The 22,764-nt window shown below is 65.3% G+C and carries 17 protein-coding genes; 13 read left to right on the top strand and 4 right to left on the bottom strand.

The annotated features are described in order from the left end of the window. Window positions 1-8 precede the first annotated feature (8 nt). On the bottom strand, window positions 9-1,115 hold the full coding sequence (locus QCE88_RS29590; RefSeq protein WP_309908526.1) for an acyltransferase: 1,107 nt from the start codon (window positions 1,113-1,115) through the stop codon (window positions 9-11). A 251-nt stretch (window positions 1,116-1,366) separates the two neighbouring features. Here QCE88_RS29590 and QCE88_RS29585 point away from each other — a divergent pair, with 251 nt between their 5' ends. Together QCE88_RS29585 and QCE88_RS29580 are read left to right on the top strand one after the other, a co-directional pair. Further along, the gene (locus tag QCE88_RS29585) at window positions 1,367-2,497 is read left to right on the top strand and encodes an acyltransferase (protein WP_309908525.1); all 1,131 of its coding nucleotides are present in this window, start codon (window positions 1,367-1,369) and stop codon (window positions 2,495-2,497) included. Window positions 2,498-2,827: 330 nt separating this feature from the next. Next, a complete protein-coding gene (locus QCE88_RS29580) occupies window positions 2,828-3,661 on the top strand; it encodes a transposase (protein ID WP_309908524.1) in 834 nt (277 codons plus the stop codon). 45 nt (window positions 3,662-3,706) lie between these two features. Here the strand turns inward: QCE88_RS29580 and QCE88_RS29575 are convergent, their stop codons facing one another. Beyond that, a complete protein-coding gene (locus QCE88_RS29575; RefSeq protein ID WP_309908523.1) occupies window positions 3,707-5,212 on the bottom strand; it encodes a mannose-1-phosphate guanylyltransferase/mannose-6-phosphate isomerase in 1,506 nt (501 codons plus the stop codon). 355 nt (window positions 5,213-5,567) lie between these two features. Between QCE88_RS29575 and QCE88_RS29570 the strand changes: the two genes are divergently transcribed. Genes QCE88_RS29570 through QCE88_RS29525 form a run of 10 tightly spaced genes read left to right on the top strand, consistent with a single transcriptional unit; the run spans window position 5,568 to window position 18,252 of the window. Beyond that, window positions 5,568-6,965 (top strand): undecaprenyl-phosphate glucose phosphotransferase, encoded by a 1,398-nt coding sequence (locus QCE88_RS29570; RefSeq protein WP_309908521.1) that lies wholly within the window; start codon window positions 5,568-5,570, stop codon window positions 6,963-6,965. Window positions 6,966-7,012: 47 nt separating this feature from the next. Then, the gene (locus QCE88_RS29565) at window positions 7,013-8,419 is read left to right on the top strand and encodes a UDP-glucose/GDP-mannose dehydrogenase family protein (RefSeq protein ID WP_309908519.1); all 1,407 of its coding nucleotides are present in this window, start codon (window positions 7,013-7,015) and stop codon (window positions 8,417-8,419) included. A gap of 7 nt (window positions 8,420-8,426) precedes the next feature. Next, window positions 8,427-8,870: a low molecular weight protein-tyrosine-phosphatase gene (locus QCE88_RS29560; protein WP_309908517.1), complete on the top strand. Its 444-nt coding sequence runs from the start codon at window positions 8,427-8,429 to the stop codon at window positions 8,868-8,870. Beyond that, complete coding sequence (locus tag QCE88_RS29555) at window positions 8,864-10,033, top strand: polysaccharide biosynthesis/export family protein (protein WP_309908515.1); 1,170 nt, start codon at window positions 8,864-8,866, stop codon at window positions 10,031-10,033. The genes QCE88_RS29560 and QCE88_RS29555 overlap by 7 nt, the downstream gene beginning before the upstream one ends. Before the next feature lie 32 nt (window positions 10,034-10,065). After that, complete coding sequence (locus QCE88_RS29550) at window positions 10,066-12,279, top strand: polysaccharide biosynthesis tyrosine autokinase (protein ID WP_309908807.1); 2,214 nt, start codon at window positions 10,066-10,068, stop codon at window positions 12,277-12,279. Window positions 12,280-12,298: 19 nt separating this feature from the next. After that, the gene (locus QCE88_RS29545; protein ID WP_309908806.1) at window positions 12,299-13,270 is read left to right on the top strand and encodes a glycosyltransferase family 2 protein; all 972 of its coding nucleotides are present in this window, start codon (window positions 12,299-12,301) and stop codon (window positions 13,268-13,270) included. Further along, a complete protein-coding gene (locus tag QCE88_RS29540; protein ID WP_309908514.1) occupies window positions 13,267-14,400 on the top strand; it encodes a glycosyltransferase in 1,134 nt (377 codons plus the stop codon). Before QCE88_RS29545 ends, QCE88_RS29540 begins: the two co-directional genes overlap by 4 nt. Beyond that, window positions 14,397-15,914 carry a glucose-6-phosphate isomerase gene (locus QCE88_RS29535; protein WP_309908512.1) on the top strand — a complete coding sequence of 506 codons (1,518 nt, stop codon included), beginning with the start codon at window positions 14,397-14,399 and terminating at the stop codon, window positions 15,912-15,914. The genes QCE88_RS29540 and QCE88_RS29535 overlap by 4 nt, the downstream gene beginning before the upstream one ends. Further along, a complete protein-coding gene (locus tag QCE88_RS29530) occupies window positions 15,877-17,061 on the top strand; it encodes a glycosyltransferase family 4 protein (protein WP_309908510.1) in 1,185 nt (394 codons plus the stop codon). The genes QCE88_RS29535 and QCE88_RS29530 overlap by 38 nt, the downstream gene beginning before the upstream one ends. 24 nt (window positions 17,062-17,085) lie before the next feature. Continuing rightward, entirely contained in the window at window positions 17,086-18,252 is a 1,167-nt protein-coding gene (locus QCE88_RS29525) for a glycosyltransferase family 4 protein (protein WP_309908509.1), read from the top strand. A gap of 56 nt (window positions 18,253-18,308) precedes the next feature. On the opposite strand, the gene QCE88_RS29520 is transcribed toward QCE88_RS29525, so the two are convergent. Next, complete coding sequence (locus QCE88_RS29520) at window positions 18,309-19,226, bottom strand: GDP-mannose 4,6-dehydratase (protein ID WP_309908507.1); 918 nt, start codon at window positions 19,224-19,226, stop codon at window positions 18,309-18,311. 6 nt (window positions 19,227-19,232) lie between these two features. After that, on the bottom strand, window positions 19,233-20,276 hold the full coding sequence (gene gmd / locus QCE88_RS29515) for a GDP-mannose 4,6-dehydratase (RefSeq protein WP_309908505.1): 1,044 nt from the start codon (window positions 20,274-20,276) through the stop codon (window positions 19,233-19,235). A 251-nt stretch (window positions 20,277-20,527) separates the two neighbouring features. Between gmd and QCE88_RS29510 the strand changes: the two genes are divergently transcribed. Beyond that, entirely contained in the window at window positions 20,528-22,750 is a 2,223-nt protein-coding gene (locus QCE88_RS29510; protein WP_409018240.1) for a hypothetical protein, read from the top strand. Window positions 22,751-22,764: the final 14 nt, after the last annotated feature.

Here is a 22,764-nt window from a genome sequence, read left to right as displayed (position 1 = left end):
CACGCCACTCATTGCGCGGCGGGGAAGACGTCGGCGGGCTTGCGTAGGGTCAGGCGATCCTTGAGGCGAAGGAAGGGTGTTTCGATCAGCACATGACTGAGGCTTGCCGCAACCAGCGCGCCGACGATGCCCAGCGGAAAGCGATACGCCACCGGCGAGTGGATGTTGCTGAACAACTGTTGCCACAGATACAGGCTGAACGAAATCGTGCCGATGTAGACAAACGGTGCGCTGCGCAGCAAGCGCGAGAACCAGAACGCCTTGCGCGATATCAGCACGACGATCACGAAGCCGACCAGCGCCGCTTCCACCGTTGCGCCGTAAGTTGCGCTCCAGAGGCCGCCGAGCCGCTCATGCAGCACGGGCATGCCGAAGAGCAGCAACAGGACCGCGGCGGACGGGAGCAGCGCGCCCCAAGGCAGCGCCGCGACGCGCGCTGTCAGCGCATCGCGGTTCAGGGCGACGAAGCAGCCGATCAGGATCGGATCGATACCCGTGTGCAGCATCATGCTCAACTGCCCGCGCAGGCTTGGCCAGGCGAAGTACGTGCCGATCCTGACGAGCGGCACGAGCACGAGCAGCGCGACGAGCGCACGCTGGCTGCCGCGTCCGAGAATGAAAAACAGCAGGGGCGGCCAGAACCAGTAGAACTGCTCTTCGAGCGCGAGAGTCCAGAAGTGGCCGAGATACCAGGCGCCGTCCGGGTGTAGCGCGTTGATCGAACTCATGCCGGCGACGCCGGAAAAATTCCAGACATGCAGTGCGGCGACCGCGAACTGGCTGCGATCGACATCGACCAGGCCGGCGAACGACAGCAACGCAATGACGGCAAGATAGGTATAGAACGCCGGCCAGATGCGCAGCGCGCGTTTCATATAGAACGGCAGCAAGCGCAAGGTGCCGCTGGCCTGCCATTCGGCCTTCAGGAGGCCGGTGATCAGATAGCCGCTGAGCACGAAAAAAATCATGACGCCGAGACGCCCGTCCGAGAACAGGCGCAAGGGCGCGAGCGCGCCGCGATAACCGCCCGGAATCATGTGCTGCGCATGACCCATGACCACCATCATCACCGCAACACAGCGCAATCCGGTCAGTTCCTGAACATGATTTTTCATCAAAAAACCTTCCAATGAGTGGTTGCGGCGTTCAGCGCGTGCCGGCTTGAGGGAATCGAGTCTCCGTCAAAAACTTTGCAAAGAAAATGATTCAGGGCGTTAAAAAATATCTCAAGGCGAGCGCTAAGCCGCTTGCCTTGCGCGCTAAAGAAATTCGCCAAGGATTTTTTTTCTGTTTTGCACGATCTAGCATAGGGCGCTCGCGAAGCCGCCTTGGCGGCCGCGTCTGACATCATCGACCGGGCGCAATCATGAACGAAAGAATTCGCGGCTTCGACGGCCTGCGCGCGCTTGCCGTCCTGCTGGTCTTCATCCATCACAAGGCCATGGCGGCGGACAGCGGCCTTGGACATCTCGGTGTGTGGATTTTTTTCGCGCTCAGTGGTTTTTTGATCGCGGACATATTGACGACACAACGGCGGCGCATCGACGCCGGCGCGAGTTCCTTCCGCGCCGAACTCAAGCGCTTCCTCTACCGGCGCACGCTGCGGATCTTCCCGGTCTACTATCTGCTGCTCGTCACGCTGGCGCTGCTGATGACGGCCGGGCTGGCCGGTCCCGAACTCGCGGGCGGCATGCCGTTTCATTTCGCTTATCTGTCGAATTTCTGGATCGCCGATGTTCTGCACTACTGGCCCGGACGCTATTCGCATCTGTGGAGCCTGTCGGTCGAAGAGCAGTTCTATCTGTTCTTCGCGCCGCTGCTGCTGGCCATCGGCGCGCAATGGCACACGCGGATCTGCGGCGCGATCTTCGCCGCGGGCGTCGTCACGCTGCTATGGATGAAGGCGACGCAGACGCCGGACATCGTGATCTACACGCATCCGCTCGCGAACTTCTGGCTGTTCGCGCTCGGCGGCATCGGCGGGGCATGGGTGCGCCGGAACGCAACGGTCAGGCACTGGCTGGGCTCGCTGCCCGTGGTGCTGGTGCTGGCTGGAGGCATCGCGCTCGCGTGCGGCGTCGAGCCCGCGTGGGAGCGCGTGGCGGACCCGGTGCGCTTCACCATGCTCTATGTGACCTATGGCGCAGCCATCGCAGCCCTCGTGTGCGCCGTTGCGTGCAGCCGGAGCGCCCTGCTGCTGCGATGTCTCGAATGGAAGCCGCTGGCGGCGCTGGGAAAGATCAGCTATGGCTTCTATCTGTATCACGGCTTCATGCCGGACTTCACCCGCAACGCCCGGTTGGCCGCGATGTTCGGACCGTCCGGCATTCCGGGATGGGCGCATGTGGCAAGCTTCGCCGCTTCGTTCCTGCTTACGCTGATGCTTGCCAGACTGTCCTGGCGTTTCATCGAAGAGCCTGTCCTGCGGCTCAAGAACCGTCGCCCGGCGCAAGACCACGGGCCCGCCGAGGCCCGTCCCGGTTCGCTTATTCGCTAAAGAATATTGCTAAGCGAAAAAAAGCTTAACGTCATCAAAAACCTAGGTGTTTGTCATATTCGGGCAAACCTTAGTAATGGTATGCTTCCTGCACTATATCTTCATACACGAGCGAGACCAGGCATCGTGCGCCGGATTGAATCAACTCCTGCACCATGAGAGATTGACAATTCACCAGATGCACCGTTTTGTTGTTTGAGCAAACGTTTGCGAGACCCTCGAGATCCTTGGGCAGAGTGTGCAGGGAGCCGGCTTTGTGCGGCCTTCCTTTGATTTCATCAGCGCGACGTCCGATATCCGCAGCGAAGTCCGACTGCATGGAGCAAAGCAATGTTTTTCAATGAACTCAGCAATGACGAATGGGCGATGGTCTCGGCTCTGATCGGTGAAAGCGAGGTGCGCGAACACCGTCGCGGCCGGCCCCGGGCTCATCCGCGAACCATCGTCAACGCGGTGTTGTGGATCCTCACCACAGGCGAAACCTGGTCGAAGCTGCCCAGCCACTATCCGACCGTGCCCACGTGCCGGCGTCGCTTTGTCGACTGGCAGATGAACGGCACGCTGATCGAAATCGTCAAGGTGCTGGCCAATGCCGGCCGCTCCTTCGCCTATGTGCCGCGTCAGCCGGTGGTGGAGACCGCGCCGCGCCCGGTCGCGCCGGCTTACGACTGCGACCGTCTGAGAGGCGTGTTCTGGCAGAACCCCGAATCGTGGCAGTCGCGCGATGTCCTGCCGCCCGGCCGGGGGCCAAGCGTGCCGCGCCGTCTGCCTGAAGCGCGCGATGTCGCCCAGGCCAACGCCTCGCCGGGCATCGTGCCGCGCGTGCGTGCGCCGCGTCCCGCACGGCCGTATGAAACGCCGGCGCCGTTCGAGCCGGCTTGCGCGCCCATCGGCGACCCGCGCGGCTACAGCATCTATCCGATCGCGCGCGACGTGTCCGGCGGCCTGTATCGCGGCTGGGCGGAGATCGTGAAGGATGGTCGCCGCGTCGAGCGTTCGGGGCTCATCGGACCGCGTTTCAAGTCGAGGGACGAGGCAAGGGGCTATGCGCTGGAATGGGCGCGGCGCTGGATCGCCGCGCAAGCCACGCGCGCGGACGTGGCGCGGGCGGCGCGCGAAGCCCATGTCGGCGAGGAGCGCGTGGCGGCCGAAAGCGGGCATTGAACCCGCATTGACCGACGCGCCCCCGCGCGTCCTCAGGGAGTCACTTCACTGACGCCCGTACGTATCCTCGAAACGCACGATATCGTCTTCGCCGAGATACGTTCCGGACTGCACCTCGATGATTTCGAGCGGCATCTTGCCCGGGTTCTCCAGCCGATGCTGCACGCCGATCGGAATATAAGTGGACTCGTTCTCCGCGAGGATGAAGGTCTCGCCGCCCCGTGTGACGAGCGCGGTGCCGCGCACGACAATCCAGTGCTCCGCGCGATGGTGATGCATCTGCAACGACAGGCGCGCGCCCGGCTTCACGACGATGCGCTTGACCTGGAACCGGTCGCCCTGATCCACCGAATCGTAATGCCCCCACGGCCGGTGCACCTTGCGATGATCGGCGGCCTCGCGGCCCTGTTCCGACTTGATGCGTCCCACGATGGCCTTGACGTCCTGCGCGCATGACTTGTCGGCGACCAGGATGGCGTCCGCCGTCTCCACGACCACGAGATCGCGCGTGCCGACGCAGGCGATCAGCCGGCCTTCCGAATGGGCGTAGGTGGACGTCGCGCCTTCGAACATCACGCGGCCGCGCGCCACGTTCGATGCATCGTCCTTGGGCAGGATGTTCCAGATGGCGTCCCACGAGCCCACGTCCGACCATCCTGCATCCAGCGGCACGACTGCGCCCATGAAGTGGTCGTCGCCACGCTCGCTGGCAATCTGCTCCATGACGGCATAGTCGATGGAATCCGACGGCGAGGACGCGAATGCCGCGCGGTCGAGACGCAGGCAGTCGCCGTCATCGTCGCCGCCTTCGAACGCCGCGACGCAGGCTGCATACATGGCCGGTTGATAGTGCTCGATGGCCGAGATCCAGGTCGAGGCGCGCACGATGAAAATGCCCGCGTTCCAGCCGTATTCGCCGGAAGCCAAATAGTGCTGCGCGAGTTCGAGATGCGGCTTTTCGACGAAGCGTTCGAGACTGCATGCACGCTCGCCGGGCAGCGCGGCGCCCATCCTGATGTAGCCGTAGCCGGTTTCGGCATGGGTCGGCACGACGCTCAGCGTGACGATCGCGCCCGCTTCCGCACAGCGCGCGCCTTCGCCGATGGCACGATGAAACGCGTCCTGATCGGCGACCACATGATCGGCCGGCATGACCACGAGCACGGTGTCTTCGCCGTCACGAAGCGCGTGCATGGCGGCGACAGTGAGCGCAGGCGCGGTATTGCGCGGCACGGGTTCGAGCACGAGCCGCGCACGACGGCCCTGGCCGAGCAACTGCTCGGCGGTGGTGAAGCGATGTTCCTCGTTGCAGACAACCACTGCATCGGCCACGCGCAGGCCAACGGCGGAGAGACCGTCGAGCCGGCTGACGGTGGCCTGCAGCAGCGACTGCTCGCCAATCAGGCCAATGAGCTGCTTCGGAAAGTGTTCGCGCGACATCGGCCACAGGCGGGTGCCGGAACCGCCCGCGAGAATCACGGGCTGAATGCTCAGGCGTACGGCGGCGTCGATCGTGGATGCGCTCGCAAGCGCGGTGTCTGTTGCATTCATGGTTTGCCTCCTGGCGCGTGATCGCAAAAGCGGACCCGCCATATTTAGCATGGAGAAAACCGCGCATCAAAAGCAAAAAACGAATCAAAAATCGGCGCGGCTTCAGATGCACCTGAACCTCTCGTGTGCATGGCCGATTTATTTCTCCGGCATGCCGAACCCGCCCGCAAGCGCCACGGACAAAGGCGCTCACGCATAAAAAAACCGCAAATAAATCCACTCGATTAAAGCCGCATATTTTGTGTGTTGCAGCGCCATATTTATTCCAGTTCCATATCACCTATGCACTGCGTCATGCGGCATGGCATGACGCGCACAACAGATAAACGTGTGCTTTCGTTCCGAGGGGAATGCAATGCTGAGTGTGATATCGAGAGTTGTCGATCTGGCCATGGCGGTGTTCGGCGCGCTGCTTGCCGCCGCGCTCGCAGCGGGCGAGTTCGTCTGGCTCGACGACGTCGAACGCACCCTGCTCGGCTTCTCCTGTGTGCTGAGCATCATGACGTTTCCGGCGCTCGGGATCTATCAGTCATGGCGCGGCAAGCCGGTCTATGACCTGCTGTTGCGCGCGACCTTCGCGTGGCTGCTGGTGGAAAGCGCGGGCGTGCTGCTCACGTTCAGCATTCATCGCGCGGACTCGTTGTCGCGCGGCTGGCTTGCGTACTGGGCGGCGTGCACGGTAGGCCTGCTGATCGTCTCGAAGGCGCGGGCGCAGACCACGCTCACGTGGCGGCGGCGTGAAGGGTTCACTCCGAAGACGGTCGCGATCATCGGTTCGGCGCCGTATGCGACGTTCCTGATCGAACAGATGCGCGGCCGTCCCGACGCCGGCTTCAGCCCGGTCTGCGTGTTCGACCCGGCCTTCGGACCCGCCGCCTCGCATGCCGCGATGGAAGGCGACGCGTTGCTGGGCGTGCGCATCGAACGCGATTTCGGCCTGCTCGCGGAACACGTGCGCGAGCGCGGCGTCCGCGAACTGTGGCTCGCGTTGCCCATCTCGCAGGAGCCGACGATTCACCGCATCGTGACCGAGTTCCGCGACGACTTCGTCAACGTGCGCTTCATCCCCGACGTGCGCAGCCTGTCGTTCTTCGGTCATGCGGTGGTCGATCTGCTGGGCGTGCCCGCGATCAACCTCGCCGCCTCGCCCATCACGGACGTCAAGGTGCTGCCCAAGCGCGTGTTCGACCGCGTCTTCGCCGCCTGCGTGCTGATCGCGATGGCGCCGCTGCTGGCGGCAATCGCGATTGGCGTGAAGCTGTCCTCGCCGGGACCGGTGTTCTTCCGACAGCGGCGCAAGGGCATCGACGGACGTGAATTCAGGATCTACAAGTTTCGTTCGATGCGGGTTCATCACGAAGCCGCCGGGCAGATCACGCAGGCGCAGCGCGGCGACCGGCGCGTGACGAAGATCGGCGCGTTCCTGCGCCGCACGAGCCTCGACGAGCTGCCGCAATTCATCAACGTCCTGAAGGGCGAGATGTCGGTAGTGGGGCCGCGCCCGCACGCGCTGGAGCACGACGACATCTACAAGGACCTCGTCAAGGGTTACATGCACCGTTACCGCATCAAGCCGGGCATCACGGGCTGGGCGCAGGTCAACGGCTTTCGCGGCGAGACGGACCGCATCGAGAAGATGTCGGGCCGCGTGAAGCTCGATCTCTACTACATGCAGCACTGGACCTTCGGTCTCGACATGAAGATTGTCGCGATGACGCTGTGGAAGGGTTTCGCGGGCGCGAACGCCTACTGAGTCCGGTCCGTGCAACCGGCCAAATCATCAACACCTGGAGTTGGATCATGAAACTGACGATCATCGGCAGCGGCTACGTGGGGCTCGTGACGGGCGCATGCCTCGCGGACATCGGCAACGACGTGCTGTGTCTCGACCTCGACCAGCGCAAGATCGCCATTCTCAACGGTGGCGGCATGCCGATTCACGAACCGGGTTTGCAGGACGTGATCGACCGCAATCGCGAGGCGGGCCGGCTCGCGTTCACGTCCAACGTGCAGCATGCCGTGGAACACGGCGAGATGCTGTTCATCGCGGTCGGCACGCCTTCGGATGAAGACGGTTCCGCCGACCTGCAATACGTGCTCGCGGCGGCGCGCGATATCGGCCGCTACATGAACGGCTTCAAGACCATCGTCGACAAATCGACCGTGCCCGTGGGCACCGCGCGGCGCGTCAAGGCCGTGATCCAGTACGAGCTCGAAGCGCGCGGCGTGGAGCACATGTTCTCGGTCGTATCGAATCCGGAGTTTCTGAAGGAAGGCGCGGCGATCGAGGACTTCACGCGCCCGGACCGCATCGTGATCGGTTGCGACGAAGACGTTCCCGGCGAACGCGCGCGCGAGCGCATGAAGCGCCTGTATGCGCCGTTCAACCGCAATCACGAGCGCACGCTGTACATGGACGTGCAGTCCGCCGAGTTCACCAAGTACGCCGCCAACGCCATGCTCGCGACGCGCATTTCCTTCATGAACGAGCTGGCGAATTTCGCGGACCGCGTGGGCGCCGACATCGAGGCGGTGCGGCGTGGCATTGGGTCGGACCCGCGCATCGGCTATGACTTTCTTTATGCGGGCTGCGGCTACGGCGGCTCGTGCTTTCCGAAGGACGTGCGCTCGCTGATCCAGACGGCGTCGCTGTTCGGTCATGACATGAGCATCCTGAAGGCGGTATCGGACGTGAACGAAGCGCAGAAGGACACGCTCACGCACAAGATCGTGCGGCGCTTCGGCGACGACCTCACGGGACGCACCTTCGCGCTGTGGGGCCTCGCGTTCAAGCCGAATACCGACGACATGCGCGACGCCCCGAGCCGCGTGCTCGCGGCCGCGTTGCTGGCGCGCGGCGCGAAGGTGGTCGCGTACGACCCGGTGGCGACGGACGAAGCGCGCCGGGTCTTCGCACTCGACCTTCAAGGCCAGCCGGAAGCGCGCGCGCGGCTCTCGTATGCGGCGAATCACAAGGACGCGCTCGACGGCGCGGATGCGCTCGTGATCGTCACCGAATGGAAGGTGTTCAAGAGCCCGGATTTCGACGCGATCAAGCGCCGTCTGCGGCACCCCGTCATCTTCGACGGCCGCAATCTCTACGAGCCGGAGACGCTGAGCGAGATGGGCATCGAGTATCACGCGATCGGTCGCGGCACGCGCATGAGTCACGCTGCCGTGCCGGCAAGCGTCGCGGGCTTGGCATAGCCAGCCGATGTTCGGAAGCGTCCTGATCGTGTGTCACGCGAACATCTGCCGCAGCCCGACTGCGGAGGTGCTGTTCCGCGCGCATCTGGCGCGGCGTAGAGCCCGGCCGATGGAGTTTCGTTCGGCCGGGCTCTACGCCCACGAAGGCGAGGACATCGACCCGGCGATGCAGCAGCTGCTGGCGGAACAGGGCTTCGATTCCTCGCAGCATCGCGCGCGGCGTTTCGACCGCGGCATGGCGCGCGGCGCGGACCTGATCCTCGTGCCGGAGCGCAGCCAGTTGCATGCGGTCGCGCAGCTCGCGCCGACCACGCGCGGCAAGGTGCACCTGCTTGGCAAATGGGAAGACGCGGAAGTCGCCGACCCTTACGGCGCGCATGACGCGGTCTATCGCGAGAGCTTTGGATTGATCGAACGGCTGGTGCTTGGATGGCTCGACAAAATATGCTGATACCCCGTGTTCTTTTGCTGACGTCTTTCATGTCGGCGCTGTTGTCGGCGTGCAGCACGGCGCCAGGCAATTTTCTCAATACCTCGCGGCTCGAAGACAAGGACCCGACGCCCACCGCGACCTATCCGGTGCATCTCATCACGGCGGAGGTCATCGCGCAGGAGCAGGCCGCGCCGGATGCCGCGCAGCCGCTGCCGCCCGCGCGTTTCGCCGATGAAGCGCAGTACGTCTATCGCATTGAACCGCAGGACATTCTCGGCGTGACGCTGTGGGATCACCCGGAACTGACGACACCGCAAGGCAGCACGCTCTCCACCGGCGGCAATACCACGCAGACGGTCGCGGGCGCGCTTCGGCAGCCCTACACGCAGGCGCTGCCGGGACAGGCGGACCCGTACGGTCAGACTGTGTCGCCGAACGGCACGATCTTCTTTCCGTTCATTGGCAGCGTGCGTGTGGCGGGCAAGACGACCGGGGAGATTCGCGACCAACTGGCGGCCGCGCTGGCGCCGTACATCAAGAACCCGCAACTCGACGTGCGCGTGCTGGCGTATCGCAGCCAGAAGATCGCGATGACGGGCGAAGTGAAGCAGCCTGGTCCGCTCGCCGTGAGCGACGTGCCGCTGACACTCGTGGACGCCATCACGCGCTCGGGCGGCACCACGTCCGAGGCGGATCTCCAGCGCGTGCGCCTGACGCGCGGCGGCAAGCTGTACGTGCTCGACGCCAACAGCGTGCTGGACCGCGGCGACATCTCGCAGAACGTGATGCTGCAATCGGGCGACATCATCAACATTCCGGACCGCTACGACAGCCGCATCTTCGTGATGGGCGAAGTCAAGACGCCGATGCCGGTGAACATGGTGCGCGGCCGCGCGTCGGTCGCCGATGCGCTGACGCTGGCGGGCGGCGTGCTCGACACCGACGCCAACGTGCGCCAGATCTATGTGGTGCGCGGCGCGCGCGGCAATCCGGCGCGGCCCGACATCTACCGGCTCGACATGTCGCAGCCGGACTCGCTGCTGCTCTCGACGCAATTCCAGCTGCGTCCGCAGGACGTGGTCTATGTGGGCACGGCGGGCGCGGTGCAGTTCAACCGCCTGATCAACCAGGTGTTGCCGACCTTGCAGACGCTCTTCTATCTGAAGCAGCTGACGCGCTAGCGGGCATCGAAAAAGGGAGTCGTATCGTGAACATGCAAGTGCATCCCTTCATGCAGAAGCCTGCCGAGGAAGACGTCGTGCTCGGCAATCTGATCCAGGCCGTGATCGATGACATCGGCTGGCTGATCGGCGTCTTCGCCTTCGTGGTGCTGTGCGCGTCCGTGTACTGTTACCTGGCAAGGCCGGTGTATTCCGCCGATGCCCACGTGCGCGTGGAAACCAACGACAACACGTCGCAGGCGCTCACGCAGACGCAAACCGGCCAGGCCATCAACTCCGGTTCGAGCGCGTTGCCCACCGACGCGGAGATCGAGATCATCAAGAGCCGCGGCGTGGTGGCGCCGGTCGTGGCGCAATGCAAGCTCAACTTCTCCGTCGCGCCCGTGACGCTGCCGCTGCTCGGCAGCCTCGCGGCGCGCTTCGCGACGCCCGGCGTGCCCGCGAAGCCGTGGTTCGGCATGGCGTCGTATGCGTGGGGCGGCGAGATCATCCAGCTGGATTCGATCGACGTCGAACCGCAGTGGGAAGGCAAGGAACTGATGCTCACGGCGCTCGGCGACGGGCGCTATGCGCTGGCGGATCCGCAGGGACACGCGCTGCTTCAGGGACAGGCCGGCACCGAGGCGAGCGGTCAGGGTGTCACGCTGCTCGTGAAGCAACTCGTGGCGCGGCCCGGCACGCGCTTCAAGGTGATGCGCGCGAACGATCTGTCGGCCATTGCAAGCTTCCAGTCGGGCATCACGGTGACGGAGCAGGGCAAGCAGACCGGCGTGATCCAGATCTCGCTCGAAAACCAGAGTCCGGACAAGGCAGCCGAGATCGCGAATGCGCTCGCGCAGTCGTATCTGCGTCAGCACATCGAGACCAAGCAGGCCGATGCAGGCAAGATGCTCGATTTCCTGCGCACCGAGGAGCCGCGGCTCAAGGCGGACCTGCACAATGCGGAAGCGGCGCTGACCGAGTATCAGCGGCAGGCGGGCGTCATCAATGCAAGCGATGAAGCCAAGGTCTATCTCGAAGGCAGCATCGGCTACGAGGCGCAGATTTCCGCGCTGCGCCTGCAGATCACGACGCTCGAGCAGCGTTACGGCAATCTGCATCCCGCGCTCACGACGGCGCGCCAGCAACTCGCCCAACTCGAAACGCAACGCGAGCGCTATGCGTCGCGCTTCCGCGATCTGCCGCAATCGGAAGTGAAGGCGGTGGCGTTGCAGCGTGACGCGAAGGTGGCGGAAGACATCTATGTGCTGCTGCTGAATCGCGTGCAGGAGTTGTCGGTGCAGCGGGCCGGGACGGGCGGCAACGTGCATATCGTCGATGCCGCGTTGCGTCCCGGCGATCCGGTGAAGCCGAAGAAAGTGCTCATCATGTCGGCGGCGGTGATTCTCGGGCTGATCCTCGGCACGGGCTTCGTGTTCGCACGCCGCGCGATCTTCAAGGGCATCGACGATCCGGAGCGCCTCGAACGCGTCTCCTCGCTGCCGATCTTCGCGCTCGTGCCGCACAGCGCCGAGCAAACCCGCTTCGACACCGATGTGAAGCGTCGCCGCCACGACGACCCCGAAGCGCCGATTCTTGCGATGCTGCGTCCCAACGACGTCTGCGTGGAGATCATGCGCAGCCTGCGCACCTCGATCCAGTTCTCGCTGATGGAAGCGCGCAATCGCGTGGTGATGCTGACGGGGCCGGCCTCGGGCGTCGGCAAGAGCTTTCTCGCGACCAACCTGGCCGTGCTGCTCGCGGCCACCGGCAAGCGCGTGCTGCTGATCGACGGCGACATGCGGCGCGGCAAGCTCGAACGCGCATTGAGCAGCGGGCGCGAGCCGGGGCTTGCGGAACTGCTGGCCGGATCGATTGGCGTGGAGGAAGCGATCCGCGCGACCCGGATTCCCTCGCTCGATTTCATCGCGGCGGGCAAGCGTCCTGGCAATCCGTCGGAACTGCTGATGTCGCCGCGGCTTCAGCCTTATCTCGACGCGCTCGGCCGCAAGTACGACGCGATCCTGATCGATACGCCGCCGGTGCTCGCGGTTACGGACGCGCTGATCGTCGGCAAGCTGGCGGGCACGAACTTCCTCGTGCTGCGTTCGGGCGCACACAACGAAGGCGAGATCAGCGAGGCGACGCGGCGTCTGCGCACGGCGGGCATCGCCGTGCAGGGCGCGATCCTGAACGGCACGCCACAACGCGCGCGCGGTTACGGGCGCGCCCATTACGCAGCGGTGGAAGAGTATGCGGGCCACTGAGGGAGAACAGACCATGAGCTTGAGCGTCTCGGTGGTGGTGCCGACTTATCGCCGGCCGGCGGACCTGAAGCGCTGCCTGGCGGCGCTGCGGGCGCAGACGCGCATGCCGGAGGAAGTGCTGGTGATCGCGCGTCCCGAAGATGAAGCAACGGCGCGGCGTCTGGCGATCGAACTGAAGGGCGCGCAAGGCTTCGCGTTGCGGGTGATCGAGACCGGCGCGGGTGGTCAGGTGGCGGCGCTCAATCGCGGGCTGGAGGCGGCGCAAGGCGAGATCGTCGCGATCACCGACGACGACGCCGCGCCGCATCCCGACTGGGTCGCGCGCATTGCCCGCGCATTCGATGAGGACGAGCGCCTCGGTGCGCTTGGCGGGCGCGACTGGGTCCACGAGAAGGGCCGCGTGCTGGATGGCGCGCGCCACGAAGTGGGCGCGGTGCGCCGCACGGGCCGGATCGTGGGCAACCATCATCTCGGCGTCGGACCGGCGCGGGAGGTACGCATGCTGAAAGGCGCGAACATGAGCTACCGGCGCGCGGCGGTGTGCGCGCTGCGTTTCGATACGCGATTGCGCGGCGCGGGCGCGCAGGTTCACAACGACATGGCGTTCAGCATGAGCGTGCGGCGCGCGGGCTGGACGGTGCGCTACGACCCGCGGGTCGCGGTGGATCACTTTCCCGCCGAGCGTTTCGATGACGACCGGCGCGACGCGCAGACCCTCGGCGCACTGAGCGACGCCGCGTACAACTTCCACCTGATCCTGAGCGAGCAGCTCGATGCGGGTCATCGCGAGCTGGCGTGGTGGTGGTATGCGCTGGTCGGCACGAAGGTCTATCCGGGCATCGCGCAGGCGCTGCTCGCGCTGCGCGGCGGCGCGGGACATGCATGGCGGCGCTGGCGCGCGGTGCGCCGCGGCGCCGGGGAGGCGCGCCGCGAGGCCCGCCGTGCGCGCACGGCTGCTGCGCCGACGCTTCCTGCTGCGAGGACACTATGACGAACGTGCATGTGCATCTCTTTCATGGCGCCGATCCGGCGCGCTATCGGCAGGGCGACAACATCGGCTGCCTGTATGGCTATCACCATGCTGAGTCGGCGGAATTCACGCTGACCTACTCGCGCGACGCCGACGAGCGCAAACCCATGCGCTTCCTGCGCCGCGCGTTGAAGGCCGCGCTCGGTTTCGATTTGATTCATACGTGGCGCAATCGCGAGGCGCTACTCGGCTGCGACGCCATCTGGACGCACACGGAACAGGAGTATCTGTCCGCGGCGCTGTTGCTGCTGCTCAAGGGCCGCGCGAAGGGCAGGCCGTTGCTGCTCGCGCAATCGATCTGGCTGCTCGACAGATGGCCGGGCTATGGCGCGGTGCGTCGCTGGGCTTATCGCAGGCTGATTGCCCGTGCCGATATCCTCACGACGCATTCCAGCGTGAATGCCGCTTTGGTGCGCGAGTATTTCGGCCGCGAGGCGGCGCAGGTCTTCTACGGCCTGAACCTGCAGGACTTCGCGCTCGCCGAGCCGCGTGGATGGACGCCGCACGCGCCGCTGCGGGTCGGGGCGATCGGCAATGACCGCGACCGCGACTGGCGTACGCTCGCCACGGCGCTGCGCGACGACGCGCGCTATGACGTGCGCATCGCGACGCGCCGTCGCGTGCCGGCCTCGCTGCACGCGGACAACGTGTGCATTGCGCCGGCCATCGGGCTGAACGCGGCGCGCGAACTGTACGACTGGGCCGACGTGATCGTCGTGCCCTTGCGCGCGAACACGCATGCTTCGGGGCTGACGGTGCTGCTCGAAGCCGTCGCGCTCGGCAAGCCGGTGATCGTCACGGATGTGGGCGGGCTGCGCGATTATTTCGGCACTGGACATGTGTCTTACGTGCCCGCGCACGATGCGCCGGCGCTGCGCCGCGCGCTCGACGAACTGCGCGGCAACCCGGCGCTCGCGCTGGCGCGGGCACAGGCCGCGATGCGCCACTTCAAGACCCGCGACTACACGACCCGCGAGTTTGCGCTCCAGCATGTGCGGCTGACGCGCGCGGCGCTGGAACATGCGCAGGGCGCGAGCGATGCCGCGCCGAACGGGCAGACGGTGTTCGCGCCGCGCGAGCTGACGAGATGAACGCCGCGCCGCTGCCTCGTGTGCCACGCGACCTGGCCGGCCGTGCCAAATCTGCGCGCAAGGGACCGCCCGAATGGACCGCGCAGGCTGTCGTCTGGGGGCTGACCGCGCTGCTGGTGCTGGCGCGCCAAGGCACGGTGCTGACGCTGGCCTTTCCGCTGCTGGCGACGTTCGCGGCGCTCTACCTGTACTTCCGCAGCCCGGCGCGCTATGTCGGCTTCATGTGGTGGGTCTGGTTCCTCAGCCCGGAAGTGCGGCGTCTCGCGGACTGGAGCCGCGGCGCGTTCACGCCGACGAGCCTGATCCAGATCGCGCCGCTCGTCGTCACGATGATCTGCGGCCTCACCTTGCTGCGCCAATACAAGGTGCTGGCGCAGCGGCGCGGCCTGCCGATGCTGCTGATGCTGCTCGGCATCGCGTATGCGTACCTGATCGGCGTGGCGTCCAGCGGCCCGATGGCGGCCACCTACGACCTCGCGAACTGGCTGTATCCGGTGCTGATCGGCTTCCACATCATGGTGAACGCGCACGAGTATCCAAAGTACCGCAAGGTGCTGCTGGATACCTTCGTCTACGGCCTGCTGCTGATGGGCGCCTACGGCATCGTGCAGTTCTTCGTCATGCCGGCATGGGACGCGATGTGGATGATCGGCTCGCAAATGGCCTCGCAGGGCGAACCGGTGCCGCTCGGCGTGCGCGTCTTCAGCACAATGAACTCGTCCGGCCCGTTCGCGCTCGTCGTGATGGCGGGGCTGACCTTCGTGATGGCCGGCACGCAGCGCGCGCGCTGGCTGGCGGGCGCGCTCGGCTTCGTCTCGTTCGCCCTGTCGATGGTGCGCTCGGCGTGGGGCGGCTGGATCATCGCGATGCTGCTCCAGCTCCTCAAGGCGAGCAACCGCGTGCGGCTGCGCATCGTGCTCGGCGCGGTGGTGCTGGTCGGGCTGTCGGTGCCGCTGCTGACCATCGGGCCGGTGGCGGACAAGCTCGGCACACGCCTCCAGACCATGACCAACCTGAGCAACGACAGCAGCTATGCCGCGCGCAACGAGTTCTACACGAACTTCATGGTGACCGCCTTCACCGATGTCACGGGCGAGGGCTTCGGCGCAACCGGCACCTCGACCAAGCTGGCGAGTGCGAACGGCGATCTCGGCAAATACGGCAGCTTTGACAGCGGCGTCATGAACGTGCCCTTCGTGCTGGGCTGGCCGGGCGGTCTGCTCTACATGGCGGGCGTGGTGCTGTTGCTGGTGCGGGCGTGGCGCGCGTCGTTCTCGCTGCGCGACGACAAGTTCGCGCAGGCCGCGCTGAGCCTGGCCTTTTCGATGATCGGCATTCTGCTGTTCGCCAACACCTTCGTCAGCACGGGCGGATCGCTGTTGTTCACGAGCCTGTTTGCGATCATCGCCGCGCGCCATCATGCGAAGCTCGTGCGCCGCCGCGAAGCTCTCTTCTTTCAACATCAAAGGCTAGCCAATGAGAATCGCGATCGTCACTCACGTGGTGCGGCATAACGACGGCCAGGGCCGCGTCAACTATGAAATCGCGCGCGCGGCGCTGGCCGAGGGGCACGAGGTGATTCTCGTGGCATCGCACGTCGCGCCCGAGTTGCTCGATCATGCTCGGCTGCGCTGGGTGCCGGTGATCGCCGGGCGCTTCTGGCCGACGCGCCTCGTCAAGCAACAGGTCTTCGCGATCAAGAGCGCACTGTGGCTGCGCGCGCACCGCGATGCCTACGACGTGCTGCACGTGAACGGCTTCATTACCTGGGCGCGCGCGGAGGTCAACACCGCGCATTTCGTGCATGGCGGCTGGACCCGCAGCCCGTATTACCCGTTCCGGCTGCGCGGCGGCGCGTGGTCGGCGTATCAGGTGATCTACAGCCGCCTGAATGCGTGGCTCGAAGGCTGGGCGTACCGGCGTTCGCGGGTGATCGCGGCGGTATCGGAGAAGGTGGCGGAGGAGATCCGCGCGGGCGGCATCGAAAGCCAGCGCGTGCAGGTGGTCTACAACGGCGTGGACACGCAGGCGTTCGCGGCGGCCCCCGCCGAACGCGCGGCGTTCAACCTGAAGGACGACGCGTTCCTGCTGCTGTTCGTCGGCGACCTGCGCACGCCGCGCAAGAACCTGCAAACGGTGCTGCACGCGCTGGTGTCGCTGCCGTCGCATGTGCAGCTTGTCGTCGCGGGGTATCTGGCGGGCAGTCCCTATCCGGAGCAGGCGCGCGCGCTTGGTATTGCGGATCGTGTGCATTTTCTCGGGCTCGTCAAGAACATGCCGACGCTGATGCATTCCGTCGACGCCTTCGTGTTCCCGTCGCGCTATGAAGCCATGAGTCTTTCGCTGCTGGAAGCGCTCGCGGCCGGCCTGCCAGTCATCACGGCGCGCACGGCGGGCGGCGCGGAGATCATCGGCGAGGACTGCGGCATCGTGCTCACCGATCCCGACGACGCCGTCGCGCTGGCGGGCGCCATCGGCGAACTGGCGGGCTCGCGCGAACGCTGCGTGCGCATGGGCGTGGCCGCGCGCGTCCTCGCGGCGGACTTCAACTGGGCGCGCATGGCGCGGCGTTACCTCGATCTCTATCGCAGCTTTGCGCGGCATGAGCGCAACGACACCGTGACGTCGTTGAGCGCGGCGTCAGCGCAATCGCGCGTCTGAATTCAACACGAACAGGAAACAGCCATGAGCACCCCATCCATCAAGTCTCTGCAAATCGGCATGCACTGGTTTCCGGAGCGCGCGGGCGGCCTCGACCGCATGTATTACACGCTGGTCGGCGCGCTGCCGGCGGCGGGCGTCGAAGTGCGCGGCGTCGTGGCCGGCTCGCCGCGCGTGGCGGTCGATTCGGGCGGCGCCATCCGCGGCTTCGGCCCGGCGGCGCAGTCGCTGCCGCGCCGCCTCATGAACGCGCGCAGCGCCTTGCGCGCCAGTCTCGATATGGAGCGGCCCGACGTCGTTTCGTCACACTTCGCGCTGTACACGTTTCCTGGCCTCGACGTGACGCGCGGCATCGCGCAGGTCTCGCACTTCCAGGGGCCGTGGGCCGACGAGAGTCATGTCGAGGGCGCGGATACGCTCGGTCAGCGCGCCAAGCTCATGCTGGAGCGGCGCGTGTATGCGCGTTCGTCGCGGTTGATCGTGCTGTCGGAAGCGTTCGGGCAGATCCTGAACGCACGGTATGGCGTGCCGGAAGAACGGATCCGGGTGGTGCCAGGTTGTGTCGATGTCGCGCAGTTCGACCAGAAACTGAGCCGCTCGGAAGCGCGCCGGAAATTGCAGTTGCCGGCGGGGCGGCCGATCGTGCTCGCCGTGCGGCGGCTGGTGCGGCGCATGGGGCTCGAAACGCTGATCGAAGCCATCACGCGCGTCAAGCAAAAGGTGCCCGACGTGCTGCTGCTGATCGCGGGCAAGGGGCGGCTCGCGGAAGAGTTGCAGGCCCGCATCGATGCCGCCGGTCTCGACAATAACGTCCGCCTGCTCGGCTTCGTGCCCGACGAGCATCTGGCCTCGCTGTATCGCGCGGCGGACCTCAGTATCGTGCCGACGGTTGCGCTCGAAGGCTTCGGGCTGATCACGGTGGAGTCACTGGCTTCGGGAACGCCGGTGCTGGTGACGCCCGTGGGCGGCTTGCCGGAGGCGGTGCGAGGACTGTCGGAAGATCTGGTGCTGGGGTCCACAGGCGTCGATGCGATTGCGGACGGCCTGATCGCAGCCTTCGACGGCACGCTCGACCTGCCTGACGAAGCGGCTTGCCGGCGCTATGCGTGGGAGCACTTCGACCGCTCGGTGATCGCGAAGCGCGTGGCGGCGGTTTATGAGGAAGCGATTGAGGAAGGACCGGTGCACTGATGTTTTCAGGCCGGCCTTGCAAAAAGGCCGACCTGAAGCGTGAAGCCTGAAGCACGCTAAGCCGCGACCTGTGCGCTCATCGAGTCGTACATCCATTCGAGCGTGTCTTGAATGGGCGTATGCGGTACGTGTCCGATCACCTGCCGCAGCCTGCGATTCGAGCCGACCAGCCGCGCAATCTCATTGCGCCGCATGAAACGCGGATCGACGAACACGTCGATCTCATAGCCCGCAATGCGTGCGAGCATCTGCAACATCTCGCCGAGCGAATGGCTGTGGCCGGAGCAGACGTTGAAGGTCTGGCCGGCGGGCGCGGCTTCGAGCAGCTTCGCGTAAGTCGCGACGACATCCCGCACATCCGAGAAATCGCGGCTCACGTGGAGATTGCCGAGCGAGATGCGCGCCTCCCGCCGCGCATGATGCCCGACGATCTTCGGCAGCACATAGTCCTCGCTCTGCCCGACGCCCGTGTAGTTGAATGGCCTGACGAACACCAGCGGCAGGCGGTCGAGCCAGAGCCGGGCCGCGTGTTCCATCGCCAGCTTGCTGACGGCGTAATCGTTGGCGGGCTGGATCGACACTTCTTCGTCGATGGTCTCGACCGCCGCATTGCCATACACGTTCGCGGTGCTCGCCAGCAAGACCGCGCGCGGTTTCTTGTCGAGCGTGCTGAGCGCAGCGAGCAGATTGCGCGTGCCGACGATATTCACCATATAGGTCTTGCCCGGCGCATTGGCCGTGACATGCGCGGCGGCGGCCAGATGCACGACCACGTCCGGACGGGCATCGGCGACGAAGGACTTGAGCGCGTCCATGTCGAGCAGATCGACGGATATGCCGATGGCGTTCGGCACGTCTTCCTCCGGCGACGACGTGACCGTGCCCCAGACGTCATAGCCCGACTGCGTCAGAACGGCGGCCATGTGCCGGCCGGTGAAACCGTTGAGGCCGGTGATGAGTGCGCGTCTTGCCATGGCGCGTCAGAAGCCGGTCTGGGTTTCGTTGCGCTTCAGGTCCGCCTCGGTCATCATCCTGCACAGTTCCTCCAGCGTGGTCTTCGGCTGCCAGCCGAGCTTGTCGCGCGCCTTGTCCGCGCTGCCGATCAGCAGATCCACTTCAGCCGGACGATAAAACTTCGGATTCACCCGCACCAGCGTGCGGCCCGTCGCGACATCGATGCCGCGCTCGCGTTCGCCCTTGCCCGCCCATTCCAGTTGATAGCCCGCCGCGCCGAACGCCATGCGCACGAAGTCGCGCACGGTCTCCGTGCGGTTTGTTGCGAGCACATAGGTATCGGGGTCGCTCGCCTGCAACATGCGCCACATGCCTTCGACATATTCGGCCGCGAAGCCCCAGTCGCGCTTCGCATCGAGATTGCCGAGTTCGAGCAGTTCTTCCTTGCCGAGGTGGATCTTCGCGACGGTATCGGTGATCTTGCGGGTCACGAACTCACGGCCGCGCAACGGCGATTCGTGATTGAACAGAATGCCGCTGCAACCGAAGATGCCGTAGGACTCGCGATAGTTGATGGTGGTCCAGTGCGCGAACAGCTTGGCGACGCCATAAGGGCTGCGCGGATAGAACGGCGTTTCCTCGCATTGAGGAATGGCCTGCACCTTGCCGAACATCTCCGACGTGGACGCCTGGTAATAGCGGATCTTCGGATCGATCACGCGGATCGCTTCCAGCAGATTGAGTGCGCCGAGACCGGTAACGCCCGCCGTCGTCGAAGGCTGGTCGAAGGACACGCCGACGAAACTCTGCGCCGCGAGGTTATACAACTCGCTGGCTTCGGCCGTTTCGAGCAGGCGCAGGTTGGAGCCGAGATCGGTCAGGTCGTGTTCGACAAGGCTCAGTTTCGGATGACGGTCGATACCGAGTTCGGCAATGCGCCAAAAATTCACCGAACTCGTGCGGCGATACGTGCCGACCACTTCGTATCCCTTGTCGAGCAGGAGCTTGGCGAGATACGCGCCGTCCTGTCCTGACACGCCGGTGATGATCGCTTTGAGTTGCGAGGCCATGAGTTCCGCTCCTGAAGATGTCATGAGCCGATTCTAGGGAAAAGAAATCGAAAAAATATCGGCGAGATTTTCATTTGCGGCAGGCGTGTTTTTTTAATTGCGCGGGATCTTTTTTTGAACATGGCGATACGCGGAACGGCTAAGAGCGGGTGTGATCGTGCGGACAATATTTTCGTTTTTTTAGCTTTATTTGGCCTCTAACCTCCAGTCGTCGAAACGGGTCGTCCAGGCCGTGCTCAGGGGAGGGAAGATTGCCGCGCATTGTGTCGTCGAAACTGATCTGCACGGTCCTCTGCATCGCGTCGGCACTGACCGGGTCGCATGCCGGGGCGGCGGCGCCGCGCGTGCTCGACGCCAGGACATCGTGGATCGGCAATACCTCCGGTTTCGGCGACGGCACCTGGACGCAGATCAACATCACCGCGATTGCCGTTGCGCCCGATGGCCGCGTGTTCACCAATGCGCCGTGGGACGAAAGCGGCGCCGAAGCGAGCGTGTATCGCGATGGCAAGATGCTCGGCTATGCGGGCGGCACGCATGGCTGGGGCGCATCCGGTGGCAACGCGGTGGCGGTGAATGCGCGCAGCGTGTTCGTCGCGGTGGGCGTCGGCAATGAAAAGGGACGGCTCGTCAGATCAGGCGTGTGGCCGCCTGCGGGACGGCACTGGATTGGCGTGTCGCGGCGCGACATCGACGACCCGAAGCGCGCCATGCCGTTCGATGCCGGCCCCGATGCGGATCGCGCGCTCGTCAGCGCCAGGGATCCGGCCGCGTCGCTCGCGCGCAGCTTCCTGAAGATCGACGACACCACGGACGATGCCGCGCGCGGCGACATCGGCGGGCTTGCGGCAAACGATGCGCTTTTATATGTGGCCAATACCGCGCAGGATCGGATCGCAAGCTACGACGCGCGCGCCATGCAGCGGAAGTCGCAATGGAGCGCACCGCAGCCGGGGCGCATCGCGCTGGCGCAGGACGGGTCGCTGTGGGGCATCGTCGAGAGTCTCGGCGCGCATCCGCGCATCGCGCATTTCAGTGCTTCGGGCGCGTTGCTCGACGATGCACCGCGTCTCGCCGAAGAGACGATTGCCGTCGATATCGCGCTCGACCGTCAAGGCCGTCTGCTCGTCGCCGATAACGGCCCGCGCCAGCAAGTGCTGTTCTTCTCGAAGCAGGGCGGCGCGTATCGCGAAACGGGCGCGCTGGGTGAACGCGGCGGCATCTTTTCGGGCGTGCCCGGCAAGCCGGGACCGCAGCGCTTCAATGGCCTGACAGGCGTCGGCGTGGATGCATCGGGCAACGTCTATGTGTCGGGCAACGGCATCGGTGCGCGCGACGGCAGCATCGGCGCAGGTCTTGGCGCAACGCTCGAAAGTTATTCCCCGTCCGGTGCCTTGCGCTGGCAGATGCAGGGCCTGCTGTTCGTCGATGGCGCGTGGATCGATCCCGCCCGGCCCGACAGCGTGTACACGGGCAACAAGCGCTTCGAGCTGGATCTGTCGAAGCCGCCGGGACAGGAATGGCGCTACGCGGGCTTTCTGTCGGACCGCTTCAGATATCCCGACGATCCCGTGTTTCACGTCGATCAATGGCCGGGCTTGCCGATCGCACGCCGGCTCGAAGGCCGCACCTTCCTGTACCTGACGGACATGTACGCGGATCACCTGAAGATCTATCGCTTCGACGCGAAGCACGACGGCGAACTGGCGATTCCTTCGGGCTTCATCGCGGGGCGGCCGCGTCCGGTGCAGAACGTACCGAACCGGCCGGAAGGCGGCGAATGGATCTGGCGCGATCTCGACGGCGATGGCCGTTTCGAAGCCGGCGAGTTCCAGCGCAATCCGGGTGTCGCGCGCATCACCGGCGGATGGGGCTGGTGGGTCGATACGAAGGGCGACATCTGGCGCACCAGCGACGTGAAGGGCATTCACCGCATCCGCTTCGGCGGCCTCGACGCGCACGGCAATCCCATCTACGACTACGCGCGCATGCAGACCTATCCGGTGCCCGCGCCCTTTACGGAACTGCGCCGCGCGGTGTACGACGCGGCCACGGACACGATGTACATCACCGGCTACACGGCCGACGCGCCCTACGACCGCCGTTACTGGAAGGAAGTGGGCCGTCGTCTGGTGCGCTATGACAACTGGTCGAACGGCGCGCGTCTGCGCTATGCGATCGACCTGCCGTGGGACACGCAGGCGAAGCCGCTTGCGACCGTGATCGGCGTGACCGTGGAAGGGCAGTACGTGTTCGCGGTGGAACCGGTCGGCGAGGTGCATGTGTACGACAAGGACTCGGGCAAGGAAGTCGGCGTGATCCGTCCCGGGCCGGAAGTAGGCCGTGCGTCCGGCTGGGTGGACGTGCCCAACGGCATCAGTGCACACCGGCGCGGCAACGGCGAGTACCTCGTGTTCGTCGAAGAGGACGCGCGCGGCAAGGTCACGATGTACCGCTGGACCCCGGCAAGCTGAACGCGCGAGGAACG

It is taken from the genome of Caballeronia sp. LZ035 (genome assembly GCF_031451175.1).
Lineage (GTDB): Bacteria > Pseudomonadota > Gammaproteobacteria > Burkholderiales > Burkholderiaceae > Caballeronia.
Note: the sequence above shows the minus strand (reverse complement) of the source record. Positions and strands in the feature narration are given on the sequence as shown.